Raw genomic sequence first — 12,379 nt, forward strand, 5'->3', positions numbered from 1 at the left:
ACGGGCGATTTCGGGGGTTTACCCCTCGGGCGCCGCAGCTTCACGGTCCGTGACCGCCGCCGCGGCCGCCCGCTTGAGCGCGGCGTCACGCCCCCGGACGTACCAGATCCCGATCAGACCGAGCCCGGCGCCGGCCAGGCAGCACCACACCCACCATGTCGTCCCGCGGTCCCGGAACCAGCCGTAGAACGGCAGCTGTACGAGGAAGAGGACGAACCAGAGGATCGTGCCACCCGTGATGGTGGCGACCACGGGCCCCTCAAGGGGTTCCGGTGCCTCGTGCTTCGGGATCCACTTCGCCATGTGCACAGCTTACGAGGACCCACCGACAACCCGGTACAAGCCCCTCACCGCCGGGGTCTACGCGCGGAGATAGCAAATTGGGCCTCATATGTTCATACTGAAACAGCCTGAGTCTGGCTCCTTATGTTCGTATGAAACACCAGCGGAAACTTCGGGGAAACCCGCAGGTGACCACACGACGACGAGACTCCATCACGCACCCCGCCCGCATTTCACCGCTGAATACCGCTGAGGTCATCCATGTCCACTTCGGCCACCACCCCGGTCGATGTCAATGACTCGCCGCCGCCGGCCCCGAAGAACGGCTTCGACCGCTACTTCAAGATCACCGAGCGCGGCTCGACCGTCCCGCGTGAGATCCGTGGCGGCCTCGCCACGTTCTTCGCGATGGCCTACATCATCGTGCTGAACCCGATCATCCTCGGTGGCGCGAAGGACATGTACGGGCACCAGCTGGACAACGGCCAGCTGGTCACCGCGACCGCGCTGACCGCCGCGTTCACCACGCTGCTCATGGGCGTCATCGGCAATGTGCCGATCGCGCTCGCGGCGGGCCTGGGCGTGAACACGGTCGTCGCCCTGCAACTCGCGCCGCGCATGTCCTGGCCGGACGCGATGGGCATGGTCGTCCTCGCGGGCTTCGTCGTGATGCTGCTCGTCGCCACCGGCCTGCGGGAGCGGGTCATGAACGCGGTGCCGTACAGCCTGCGCAAGGGCATCGCGATCGGCATCGGCCTGTTCATCCTGCTGATCGGCCTCGTCGACTCCGGCTTCGTGACGCGCATGCCGGACGCCGCGCAGACCACGGTCCCGTTGCAGCTCGGCACCGGCGGTCACCTGCTCGGCTGGCCGGTCCTGGTCTTCGTGCTCGGCGTGCTGCTCACGCTGGCGCTGCTCGTGCGCAAGGTGCCGGGCGCGATCCTGATCTCGATCGTCGTCATGACGGTGGCCGCGCTGATCATCAACGCCGTGGCCGACATCGACCCGATGTCCTGGGGCCTGACCGTGCCCGAGTGGCCCGGCAACCCGGTCGCCAGCCCGGACTTCTCGCTCGTCGGCCAGGTCAGCCTGTTCGGCGGCTTCGGGAAGGTCGGCATCCTGACCGGCATCCTCTTCGTCTTCACCGTGCTGCTGTCGTGCTTCTTCGACGCCATGGGCACGATCATGGGCATCAGCGACGAGGCGCATCTGACCGATGAGAAGGGTCAGATGCCCGGCATGAACAAGGTCCTGTTCATCGACGGTGTCGCCGTCGCCGCCGGTGGGGCCTCGTCCTCCTCGGCCACCACCTGCTTCGTGGAGTCCACGGCCGGTGTCGGCGAGGGCGCCCGTACGGGCTTCGCCAACGTGGTCACCGGCTGCCTGTTCGCGGTCGCGCTGTTCCTCACGCCCGTCGTCACGATGGTCCCGTCCGGGGCGGCCACACCCGCGCTGATCGCGGTCGGCTTCCTGATCCTGTCGGGCAGCATCCGTGAGATCGACTGGGACGACTGGACGATCGCCATCCCCGCGTTCATCACGATGCTGATGATGCCGTTCACGTACTCGATCACCAACGGCATCGGCATGGGCTTCATCAGCTTCACGGTGCTGCGCGTCGTCGCGGGCCGCGCCAAGGAGGTGCCGGCCGCGATGTACGCCGTCTCCGCGGTGTTCGTCTTCTACTACCTGATGCCGGCGCTCGGCCTCACGTAGTCGCGCCGTACGTAGTCGTGCCTTACGTAGTCACGTCCCCGTAGAACCGCTCCGTCTCCTCGACGGCAGTCTTGAAGCGTTCGTCGAAGTCGTCGCGAATGAGCGTCCGGACCACATAGTCCTGGACGCTCATTCCTCTTTTGGCGGCATGCACCTTGAGCCGGTCGAGCAGCTCACCGTCGATCCGCAGACTGAGCACTGTCGATCCCATACGGACAGGGTCGCGGGCAGCCCCGACCTGTTGCGTCACTTTCCGCGTCCGGCTCACTCGTATGGGTGATGAAACATTTCTGCACTCCTGTCACAGGTGAAGAGGTGGTGGGGATCACGGACGCGTGCCGTGCGGCGAGTAGTCGTTAGACATAGTAATGAGTTACGCTAACGAACATGCCAGACCTCTCCCATGGCGATAACGCAGCCGCCGTGAACTCCCTGCGTTCCGCGGTGATGCGCCTGTCGCGTCGGCTCAAGCATCAGCGGGTCGACGAATCGCTGAGTCCCACCGAAATGTCGGTGCTCGGCACCCTCGCCGGATGCGGCTCCGCGACACCGGGCGAGCTGGCCCGCAAGGAGCATGTGCAGCCGCCGTCGATGACCAGAATCGTCGCGCTCCTCGAGGCCAAGGGACTGGTCGGGCTCGAGCCCCACCCCGAGGACCGGCGGCAGAAGGTCGTCACCTCCACCGAGCGGGCCGAGACCATGCTCGCCGAGTCCCGCCGCAAGCGGAACGCGTGGCTGGCCGACCTCGCCGAAGGGCTCGACGAGGACGACTGGGCCAAGCTGCGCGCCGCCGCCCCCGTCCTGGAGAAACTGGCCCACCTCTGAGCCCCACCTCTGAGCCCACCTGTGAGCCCCTCTGGGGACCGACGACCGCCGAGGAGGCGAACCCACTTTGAGTACGGGATCCGGAGCAGACTCCGCCCCCGCACCAGCCGCCCACGACTCGAACGCCCGCCCACGTAAGCCCTCGATGTTCGCCAGCCTGAAGGTACGCAACTACCGGCTGTTCGCGTCCGGGGCCGTCGTCTCCAACACCGGCACCTGGATGGCCCGCATCACCCAGGACTGGCTGGTCCTGTCCATCACGGGCTCGTCCACCGCCGTCGGCATCACGACGGCGATGCAGTTCCTTCCGATGCTGCTCTTCGGCCTGTACGGCGGTGTGATCGCCGACCGGTTCGCCAAGCGGACCCTGCTGTTCTGCACGCAGGGCGCGATGAGCCTGTCCGGACTCTTCCTCGCGGCGCTCACCCTCACGGGCAACGTCCAGGTGTGGCACGTCTACCTCGCGGCCTTCTTCACCGGCCTCGTCACGGTCGTCGACAACCCGACGCGGCAGTCCTTCGTGTCGGAAATGGTGGGCCCCGACCAGGTCCGCAACGCCGTCTCCCTGAACTCCGCGAACTTCCAGTCCGCCCGCCTCATCGGCCCGGCCGTCGCCTCCGCGCTGACCGCCGCGGTCGGCCCCGGCTGGGCGTTCCTCGCCAACGGCCTGTCCTTCCTCGCTCCCCTCACCGGCCTCATGCTCATGCGTACGCACGAGCTGCACGAGACGAAGCGCTCCCCGCGCGGCAAGGGTCAGTTGCGGGAGGGGCTGCGTTATGTGTCGGCGCACCCCGAACTGATCTGGCCGATCGTGCTCGTCGGGTTCGTCGGCACTTTCGGCTTCAACTTCCCGATCTGGCTGAGCGCGTACGCGGACGATGTGTTCCACGGCGGGGTCGGCCAGTACGGCCTGTTCAACACGCTCATGGCGATCGGCTCGCTGGCCGGCGCGCTGCTCGCGGCCCGCCGCCGCTCCACCCGCCTGCGGGTCCTGGTCGGCGCGGCGCTCGGCTTCGGTGTCCTGGAGGTCCTGGCTGCGTGGGCGCCGGGCGTCTGGGCGTTCGCGCCGCTGATCGTGCTGCTCGGCATCCTCGGTCTGACGGTGAACGTGACCGCCAACACCACGGTGCAGATGGGTACGGACCCGGAGATGCGGGGGCGTGTGATGTCGCTGTTCATGATGGTGTTCACCGGCGGTACGCCGCTGGGCGGCCCGCTCTTCGGCTGGCTCGCGGACGAGTACGGGGTGCGGGTGAGCTTTGCGCTTGCGGGGGTGATCTGTGCGGTTGCCGCGGTTGGCGTTGGCCTGATGCTGGCCCGTGCGGCCAACCTCCGGTTGAAGGTCGACCTCCGCCGCGGCGAACGCCACGTCCAGTTCGTCCCCCGGGAACTCGCGGCGGCGGCGTGATCCAGATCAAGCCCCTGCGGCGGGTGGGCCATTTAAGCCCCTGCGGCGATTGAGCAGGCTTTTCAAGCCGTGCGGCGCGTGAGCAAATCAAGCTCTGCGGCGGGTGAGCCAGCTCAAGCCCCTGCGGCGATTGAGGCGCGGGGTCCGGGGCAGCGCCCCGGGACCGCAACGCCGGAGGGGCTTGACGTCTCGGGGCTCCGCCCCGGACCCCGCGCCTCAATCGCCGGCGGGGCTTGATATGCCCATCCGTCCGCGGAGCTTGATGGGCCCACCCGTCCGCGGGGAGAAGGTCGCCGCCCAGCAGGATCCGGGAGCGGGTTACGCTCGGTGGGTGGACCCGAAGACCCGGAACCGGATCATGGCCGGTGTGCTCGTGCTGATGTTCGTCGTCGTAGCCGTCGCGGCGGCCGTCGGCCAGTAACCGACCGACGCCCGCCCCGTACGCGTCTACCAGGCGAAGGCTTCCGGGGACGGCCCAGGCCCCGGGAAGACCTCGTCCAGGCCGGCCAGCACCTCCTCGCTCAGCTCAAGATCGACCGCCCGCAGCGCCGAGTCGAGCTGCTCCTGCGTGCGCGGACCGACGATCGGCCCCGTGACGCCGGGCCGGGTGAGCAGCCAGGCCAGCGCCGCCTCACCGGGCTCGATCCCGTGCTTGCCCAGCAGATCCTCGTAGGCCTGGACCTGCTCGCGCACCTTCGTGTTCTCGAGCGCGGAGGCGGAGCGGCCCTGCGACCTGCGCTTGCCCTCGCTCTCCTTCTTGAGCACGCCGCCGAGCAGCCCGCCGTGCAGCGGGGACCACGGGATGACGCCGAGGCCGTAGTCCTGCGCGGCCGGGATGACCTCCATCTCGGCGCGGCGCTCGGCGAGGTTGTAGAGGCACTGCTCGCTGACGAGGCCCACGCGGCCGTGCCGGGCGGCCAGTTCATTGGCCTGGGCGATCTTGTAGCCGGCGAAGTTGGAGGACCCGGCGTACAGGATCTTGCCCTGCTGGATCAGGACGTCGATGGCCTGCCAGATCTCCTCGAAGGGGGTCCGGCGGTCGACGTGGTGGAACTGGTAGATGTCGATGTAGTCCGTCTGCAGCCGCTTGAGGCTGGCGTCGACCGCGCGGCGGATGTTCACCGCGGAGAGCCGGTCGTGATTGGGCCAGGCGTCGCCGTCGGCCGCCATGTTCCCGAACACCTTCGTGGCGAGCACCGTCTTGTCGCGCCGCTCGCCGCCCTTGGCGAACCAGGTGCCGATGATCTCCTCGGTACGGCCCTTGTTCTCGCCCCAGCCGTACACGTTCGCGGTGTCGAAGTAGTTGATGCCACTGGCCTGCGCCGCGTCCATGATCGCGTGGCTGGTGGCCTCGTCGGTCTGCGGACCGAAGTTCATGGTGCCGAGGACGAGTCGGCTGACCTTGAGTCCCGTGCGTCCGAGCTGTGTGTACTTCATGGTCCATAGCCAAGGACCTGGAGTGCGCTCTAGGCAAGCGGGTCGGGACTTCGGGCCCGGTCAGTCGCGGGGGAAATCCGTGGTGTCGAGGGTGAGGCCGACGGGGGTGTCGGTCATGCCGACGGCAGCGCCGAAGGCGACGGTCAGCTCGGACACGTACTCGCCGCCCTTGGGCTGGGTGTAGAGGTGGCACTTGCCCTGGTAGGGGTCGGCGACCAGGTGGACGGGGACCTCGGCGGCGGCGTAGGCGGACTTCTTGGGGCCGTAGTCGTTCTGTGCCGTGCCCTTGGAGATGACTTCGGCGACGAACACCACGTCCTGCCAGAGCCACAGGCCCTTGGCGTTCTTCTCGGCGGTCTCGGAGACCAGGGTGACGTCGGTGGCGAAGCCGTTGAGATTGCCCGGGTAGTCGATGCGGACGTCGGACTTCACGCGCTTGCGCGGGTACTTGGTGCGCAACTGCTCGACGATGTCCAGGATGATCTCCCAGTGCGTGTCCCGCTGCGGCGACATGTAGACGATCCCCTCGACGATCTCCGCCTTGTAGCCCTCGGGGATGGTCATCTGGTCGAACATCTCGTCCAAGATCTGCTCGTTCACCGTCGCCATGTCGATGTCGATCCTGTCGATTGCCTCAGCGGTCATCGTGGCGCTCCTCCCCGGCCACCCGACGGATGCGGGCAGCCGCGCAGTACAACGATACGCAGAGTGCTCCGGTCACAGCAGGGCGCAGAACTGCGGAAACGCTCGAACGTGCGCGCTAACGGACCTGTTGGAGCGCCCCGGACGGCCCGCCGATGCCCCACGCCTGACGCAGCGCGTCCGTGAAGGCCGAAGCGAGTTTGTGCTCGCCGGAGGCGTTCGGGTGGGTGCCGTCGTACGTGTCGTCCTGGATGTCGTACGACTCGGGGACGGAGGCGAGGAGCAAGGCGGAGCGGGGCTCGTCCAGGTCCGCGACCGCCTTCGCCAGAAGGGTGTTGAAGTGGGCGACCTCGGCGGCGAAGGGGGCGTCCGACGCGGCGCGGATGTTGGGGATCACGGGGAGGACGACCATGCGGATCGCCGGGTTCGCGGAGCGGGCCTCGGCGACGAAGCGGCGCATGTTCTCCGCGGTCTGTTCGGCGTCGGTGTAGAAGCCCAGGTCGATCAGGCCGAGGGAGACGAGGAGGACGTCGGCGCCGGTGGCCGTGACCGCGCCGGCGATCAGCGGGGCCATGTGCTGCCAGCCCTCGCCCCAGCCGGCGAGGTGGTGCTGCGGGAAGTCCGGGTCGGCGTACGCGTGGTTGTCGCCGTGCAGGGCGGTCCGGGGGCCGACGAGGGCGTACGCGTCGCGGTCCGCGCCCAGGCGGTGCCAGAAACGGTGGCGCCAGGTGTGTTCACCGGCGCTCCCTATCGTCATCGAGTCGCCGACCGGCATGAACCTGAGCACCCGCACATCATCGTCGATCTTCCCGGCCGGGTGCGTGTGAGCCCGAACACGCCTGGCAAGCTGGGGGCATGCGTGCGTATGTGGGTGCGGCCGGGGCCGCTGTCGTTCTTCTGCTCGGTGGCGTGGCCGCCGGGCCCGCGGCTGCCGACTCCCGCTCCGTCGGCTCCGACGGGTTCACGATCCAGGACCCGCGGATCACCGAGTCCAGCGGGCTCGCCGCCTCGCGCGCCCACCCGGGCATCTACTGGACGCACAACGACAGCGACGACGGCGCGTACCTGTTCGCGGTCGACGGCCGAACCGGGAAGACCGTCGCCCGCATCACGATGAGCGGAGTCGGCGCCCCGCGCGACGTCGAGGCGATCTCGGTCGGCTCCGACGGGAACCTCTACGTAGGCGACATCGGCGACAACCTCGGCGGCAAGTGGGACCACGTGTGGATCTACAAGCTGCCCGAGCCGAAGAAGCTCGTCGACCAGACGGTGCGAGCCACCCAGTACGTCGTGAAGTACGCGGACGGCCCGCGCAACGCCGAGTCGATGATGGTCCACCCGAAGACGGGCCGGGTCTACATCGTCGAGAAGGGCGACGACGGCGGCGGCCTGTACGAGGGCCCCTCCACGCTGAACTCCTCCGCCACCAACACCTTCCGCCGCGTCTCCGACATCGACCTGTGGGCGACGGACGCCGCGTTCTCTCCCGACGGGAAGCAGCTCGCCGTACGCGGCTACTTCGGCGGCGTCTCGTACGCCTGGAACGACGGAAAGCCCAAGCGGCAGGGCCGGTTGAGCGTGCCGATGCAGCCGCAGGGCGAGTCGGTGACGTACACGCCGGACGGGAGGACGCTGCTCTACGGGAGTGAGGGCAAGGGCAGTTCGGTGGAGCCCGTGGAGGTCGAGGGCGCGGGCGGCTCCGGAGACGGCTCGAACTCGACCTCCGGGCAAGGCGGTTCGGACGGTGACGGCGGCAGCGCCCTCACCGGCAAGGCCGGTGCGGTCGGCGCCGCCGTCGTCCTCATCCTGCTGTTCGGGATCGGCCGTCTGCTGAAGTGGCCCGGAAAGTCCGGCAAGGGCTGAACCAGGGTGAACTACTCGCCCAGCAAGCGCACTTCGTAGTGCAGCGTCCGGTCCCGCCGCACCTTGTGCGTGAGCGGCACTGTGATGCCGTGCAGGAACGGGTGCTTGCGGCGGATGAGGGCGGCCGCGTGCTTGTTCTCCTCGCCTCCCTGGTCGAGCAGCCGGACCCGCGCCTTGACCGCGGGCCCGGTCGGCGCGCCGCGCACCGTGGACGGCGCGATCTCCACTTCGGGGTTGTTGCGCATCCGCTTGACCTTCCAGGCCTTGCCGAAGGTGCGGATGTACGCGTGGTCGCCCTCGACCGCGATGTTCACGGGGGTGCCGACGCCGGTGCCGTCCTTCTTGTGCGTGGTGAGCAGGACGGCGTACTGCTTGACGAACGGGGCGAGCGCGGGGCTCGGATCGGGCTTGTCAGTCGTCATACGTCCATGGATGCACCGCGGCGGCGTTCTGTCACGTCTCACGGCACACCGCGCGGCACCGTGTCCCACACCTCGGGGCTCCGCCCCGGACCCCGCGCCTCAAACGCCGGCGGGGCTTAAAAGGCCTGCTCAATCGCCGGCGGGGCTTGATAGATCAAGCCCCGCCGGCGATTGAGCAGCGGGGTCTGGGGCAGAGCCCCAGGGGCCGTGACGGCGGGTGGGTCAGAGGGTGCCGATGACGTAGTCGATGCAGGTCGTCAGGGCCTGGACGTCCGACGGGGCGATGGCCGGGAACATCGCGACGCGCAGCTGGTTGCGGCCCAGCTTGCGGTACGGCTCCGTGTCGACGATCCCGTTGGCCCGCAGCACCTTGGCGACGGCGGCAGCGTCGATGCTGTCGTCGAAGTCGATCGTGCCGATGACCTGCGAGCGCTTGGCGGCGTCCGTCACGAACGGCGTCGCGTGCTTCGACTCCTCGGCCCACGAGTACAGCCGCGAGGACGAGTCCTTCGTGCGGGCCGTGGACCAGGCGAGGCCACCCTGACCGTTGATCCAGTCCAGCTGCTCGGCGAGCAGGAAGAGCGTGGAGAGGGCCGGGGTGTTGTACGTCTGGTTCTTGCGGGAGTTGTCGATCGCCGTCGGCAGGGAGAAGAACTCCGGGACGTGGCGGCCCGACGCGTGGATGCGCTGGGCGCGCTCGATCGCGGCCGGGGAGAAGATGCCGATCCACAGGCCGCCGTCGGAGGCGAAGGACTTCTGTGGGGCGAAGTAGTAGACGTCGGTCTCGGAGATGTCGACGGGCAGGCCGCCGGCGCCGGACGTGGCGTCCACGAGGACGAGGGAGTCGGCATCCGCGCCCGCGACGCGCTTGATCGGCGCGGCGACACCGGTCGAGGTCTCGTTGTGCGTCAGGCCGTAGACGTCGACACCGGCCTCGGCGACCGGCTCCGGGTGCGTACCCGGGTCGGAGGAGATCACGGTCGGCTCGGCGAGCCAGGGCGCGAGCTTCGAGGCCTTGGCGAACTTGGACGAGAACTCGCCGAAGTTCAGGTGCTGCGACTTGTTCTCGATCAGGCCGTGCGTCGCCACGTCCCAGAACGCGGTGGAGCCGCCGTTGCCGAGGATGACCTCGTAGCCCTCGGGGAGGGAGAAGAGGTCCTTGACGCCGTCGCGCACGCGACCGACGAGGTTCTTGACCGGAGCCTGACGATGGGACGTACCCATCAGAGAGGTGCCGGTGGCGGCCAGGGCGTCCAACGCCTCCGTACGCACCTTGGAGGGGCCAGCGCCGAAACGTCCGTCGGCGGGCTTGATGTCAGCGGGAATCTGGATCTCAGCCACGAAAGGGAGGGTAGCCCGTGGGGTTTCGTCGACCGCAAGGTGTTCGGTGGGTGAGATGCGGAATCTCGCCTGTCGCGTCAGGCCGTCCCGGACAGTTCGCAAAACGCATTTCGCCGGGCATGCCGGGCGGCCTTAGCGTGGAGAGTCACACCGCCCAGGACTGTTCATCAAGATGCTCTGTGCGGTCTAATACATTGCACTAGGCGTTCGACTCTACGAGCGACCGGTCGAGAAGAAGAGCCGAGAAGAAGACGAGAGGGGTGGACCGTGAGCGGGCCGCAGACCGAATCCGTGGCCGTGGCGCAGGACACCGCCCCGGCCGTGACCGTGGCCGAAGCGCCGTCGGGGCGCCGCCGCGGCTCACTCGGTCCGGTCGGCCTGGTCCTCGCGGGCTGTATCTCGGTGCAGTTCGGCGCGGCGCTCGCGGTGAGCCTGATGCCGCGCGCCGGAGCGGTCGGCGTCGTCACGCTGCGCCTCGTCGTGGCGGCCGTCGTCATGATGATCGTCTGCCGCCCCCGGCTGCGCGGGCACTCGCGCTCCGACTGGGGCACGGTCGTCGCCTTCGGCATCGCCATGGGCGGCATGAACCTGCTCTTCTACCAGGCGGCGGCCCGCATCCCGCTGGGCATCGCGGTCACCTTCGAGGTCCTCGGCCCGCTGGCCCTGTCGGTCTTCGCGTCCCGCCGGGTCTCCAGCCTCGCCTGGGCGGGGCTCGCCCTGTGCGGCGTGTTCCTGCTCGGCGGGGCGGGGGACGGGCTCGGCAGCCTGGACCTGGTGGGTGTGGGCTTCGCGCTCGCGGCCGGCGCCTGCTGGGCGACGTACATCATGTTCAGCGCCCGCACGGGGCGCCGCTTCCCGCAGGCGGACGGGCTCGCGCTCGCGATGGTCGTCGCGGCGGTGCTGTGCCTGCCGCTCGGCGTCGCGACGGCGGGCGACAAGCTCATCGACCCGGTGACGCTCGGCCTCGGCGCGGCCGTCGCGATCATGTCCTCGGTCCTGCCCTACACCCTCGAACTCATCGCCCTGCGCCGCCTTCCCGCGTCCACGTTCGCGGTGATGATGAGCCTCGAACCGGCCGTCGCGGCGCTCTCCGGCTTCCTCGTCCTGAGCCAGAACCTGGGCTGGGCGGAGGTCGTGGCCATCGCGCTCGTGATCGCGGCGAGCATGGGGGCGGTGCGGACGCAGGTGGGGCGGAAGAAGGATCCCGCCGTCGCCCTGCACGAGTGACGGGCGCCGTCACTGCTTGCCGGTGCCGACCGGGTCCACGTAGACCTTCTGGTCCGCGCCGTCGGAGACCGGGAGGTTGATGCCGACCTTGACCGTCGTGGAGTGGGTCTCGTTCGGCGGCGTGATGTCGAGGGAGGTGACGTCCACGCCGGAGCCGCCCGTGTTGTTCGGCGGGTAGTGGAGGGTGAAGCGGGTCGTTTCGCCGTTGCCCAGGACGACGGTCGGCGAGGCGAGTTCGCTGCGCTTGGCGCTGAGCGGACCCGAGGCGGCCTCGGACCGGAGGTCGACGCCCGGGAACCCCTTGAGCGAGCAGGCGTCACTGGTGTTCCTCATGCTGACCATGAGGGTGCCCTCGCCCATGCCGTGCGCGGTGTCGAACGCCAGGTTGGCCGTCTTGCACGGGCCGGTGTTTATCTGCCCGTTGCCGCTGCCCTCGGCGGAGCCCTTGGCGGCGGTCTTGGCGGCGGCCTTGGTGGTCGCGTCGCCGCCGGAGGAGGACGCGGCCGAGGACGACGAGTCGTCGTTCTTGCTCGCGGCGGAGTCGTCGTTGCCCTGGCAGGCGGTGAGCGAGAGGCCCGCGGCGAGGGCGACGGCGGCGAGGGTGAGCTTGCGAGCACGCATGGTTTTCATCCTTGACTCGTAGGTCTGTCGGTTGCGTCCGATGCAGGGTTACTGATCATCAGGACCCACCCCGCCCGCTGATCGTTCCGCCCGACCGCCGTCTCATACATGGCTGTTACATACGACGGATCAATCAGGAACAGAGAAGCGCGAACGCGCAGTCGCTTCTAGCCTCTTCGTCATGAACATCACCATTCATACGAGTTCCCTGCCGCACGACGACCCGGACGCCTCGCTCGCCTTCTACCGCGACGTCCTCGGCTTCGAGGTCCGCAGCGACGTCGGGCAGGGCAGGATGCGCTGGATCACGGTCGGCCCGGCGGGTCAGCCCGACACGTCGATCCTGCTGGCGCCGCCCGCCGCCGACCCGGGAGTCACCGAGGACGAGCGCCGCACCATCGCCGAGATGATGGCCAAGGGCACCTACGGCTGGATCCTGCTGGCCACCCCGGACCTCGACGCCACGTTCGAGAAGGTGCAGGCCGGTGACGCCGAGGTCGTCCAGGAGCCGGCCGAGCAGCCGTACGGCATCCGGGACTGCGCCGTCCGCGACCCCGCGGGCAACCTGGTCCGCATCCAGGAACTGCGCTGAGGG

General features: G+C 68.8%; 14 protein-coding genes. 6 read left to right on the top strand and 8 right to left on the bottom strand.

Features of this window, described 5'->3' with window-relative positions; all coding sequences use genetic code 11:
* Positions 1-18: 18 nt before the first annotated feature.
* Positions 19-303, bottom strand: coding sequence for a DUF2530 domain-containing protein (locus ACWD2L_RS37480; protein ID WP_351343274.1), 285 nt, complete (start codon positions 301-303; stop codon positions 19-21).
* A 240-nt stretch (positions 304-543) separates the two neighbouring features.
* Here ACWD2L_RS37480 and ACWD2L_RS37485 point away from each other — a divergent pair, with 240 nt between their 5' ends.
* Complete coding sequence (locus ACWD2L_RS37485) at positions 544-1,998, top strand: NCS2 family permease (protein WP_351343272.1); 1,455 nt, start codon at positions 544-546, stop codon at positions 1,996-1,998.
* A gap of 22 nt (positions 1,999-2,020) precedes the next feature.
* Here the strand turns inward: ACWD2L_RS37485 and ACWD2L_RS37490 are convergent, their stop codons facing one another.
* Positions 2,021-2,209 (bottom strand): ribbon-helix-helix protein, CopG family, encoded by a 189-nt coding sequence (locus tag ACWD2L_RS37490; protein WP_266712647.1) that lies wholly within the window; start codon positions 2,207-2,209, stop codon positions 2,021-2,023.
* Between the two features lie 176 nt (positions 2,210-2,385).
* On the opposite strand from ACWD2L_RS37490, the gene ACWD2L_RS37495 reads away from it, so the two are divergent.
* Positions 2,386-2,823: a MarR family winged helix-turn-helix transcriptional regulator gene (locus ACWD2L_RS37495; protein ID WP_351343270.1), complete on the top strand. Its 438-nt coding sequence runs from the start codon at positions 2,386-2,388 to the stop codon at positions 2,821-2,823.
* Positions 2,824-2,890: 67 nt separating this feature from the next.
* Positions 2,891-4,231 (top strand): MFS transporter, encoded by a 1,341-nt coding sequence (locus ACWD2L_RS37500; protein WP_351343268.1) that lies wholly within the window; start codon positions 2,891-2,893, stop codon positions 4,229-4,231.
* A 447-nt stretch (positions 4,232-4,678) separates the two neighbouring features.
* On the opposite strand, the gene ACWD2L_RS37505 is transcribed toward ACWD2L_RS37500, so the two are convergent.
* The 3 genes from ACWD2L_RS37505 to ACWD2L_RS37515 form a co-directional block, all read right to left on the bottom strand.
* On the bottom strand, positions 4,679-5,668 hold the full coding sequence (locus ACWD2L_RS37505; RefSeq protein WP_351345954.1) for an aldo/keto reductase: 990 nt from the start codon (positions 5,666-5,668) through the stop codon (positions 4,679-4,681).
* Between the two features lie 60 nt (positions 5,669-5,728).
* A complete protein-coding gene (locus ACWD2L_RS37510; RefSeq protein ID WP_351345957.1) occupies positions 5,729-6,313 on the bottom strand; it encodes a Uma2 family endonuclease in 585 nt (194 codons plus the stop codon).
* A 115-nt stretch (positions 6,314-6,428) separates the two neighbouring features.
* On the bottom strand, positions 6,429-7,097 hold the full coding sequence (locus tag ACWD2L_RS37515) for an SGNH/GDSL hydrolase family protein (RefSeq protein WP_351345960.1): 669 nt from the start codon (positions 7,095-7,097) through the stop codon (positions 6,429-6,431).
* Positions 7,098-7,165: 68 nt separating this feature from the next.
* Between ACWD2L_RS37515 and ACWD2L_RS37520 the strand changes: the two genes are divergently transcribed.
* Positions 7,166-8,173 carry a WD40 repeat domain-containing protein gene (locus ACWD2L_RS37520; RefSeq protein ID WP_351345963.1) on the top strand — a complete coding sequence of 336 codons (1,008 nt, stop codon included), beginning with the start codon at positions 7,166-7,168 and terminating at the stop codon, positions 8,171-8,173.
* Between the two features lie 11 nt (positions 8,174-8,184).
* Here ACWD2L_RS37520 and ACWD2L_RS37525 read toward each other — a convergent pair whose 3' ends face one another.
* Complete coding sequence (locus ACWD2L_RS37525) at positions 8,185-8,595, bottom strand: PPOX class F420-dependent oxidoreductase (protein WP_351345966.1); 411 nt, start codon at positions 8,593-8,595, stop codon at positions 8,185-8,187.
* A gap of 222 nt (positions 8,596-8,817) precedes the next feature.
* The gene (serC, locus tag ACWD2L_RS37530) at positions 8,818-9,936 is read right to left on the bottom strand and encodes a phosphoserine transaminase (RefSeq protein WP_351345563.1); all 1,119 of its coding nucleotides are present in this window, start codon (positions 9,934-9,936) and stop codon (positions 8,818-8,820) included.
* A 267-nt stretch (positions 9,937-10,203) separates the two neighbouring features.
* Between serC and ACWD2L_RS37535 the strand changes: the two genes are divergently transcribed.
* Positions 10,204-11,163: an EamA family transporter gene (locus ACWD2L_RS37535; RefSeq protein WP_451193342.1), complete on the top strand. Its 960-nt coding sequence runs from the start codon at positions 10,204-10,206 to the stop codon at positions 11,161-11,163.
* A gap of 9 nt (positions 11,164-11,172) precedes the next feature.
* Here ACWD2L_RS37535 and ACWD2L_RS37540 read toward each other — a convergent pair whose 3' ends face one another.
* Complete coding sequence (locus ACWD2L_RS37540) at positions 11,173-11,784, bottom strand: DUF4232 domain-containing protein (RefSeq protein ID WP_351345566.1); 612 nt, start codon at positions 11,782-11,784, stop codon at positions 11,173-11,175.
* Between the two features lie 181 nt (positions 11,785-11,965).
* Between ACWD2L_RS37540 and ACWD2L_RS37545 the strand changes: the two genes are divergently transcribed.
* The gene (locus ACWD2L_RS37545; RefSeq protein ID WP_351345569.1) at positions 11,966-12,376 is read left to right on the top strand and encodes a VOC family protein; all 411 of its coding nucleotides are present in this window, start codon (positions 11,966-11,968) and stop codon (positions 12,374-12,376) included.
* Positions 12,377-12,379 lie beyond the last annotated feature (3 nt).

Source organism: Streptomyces sp. NPDC002754 (assembly GCF_053592315.1).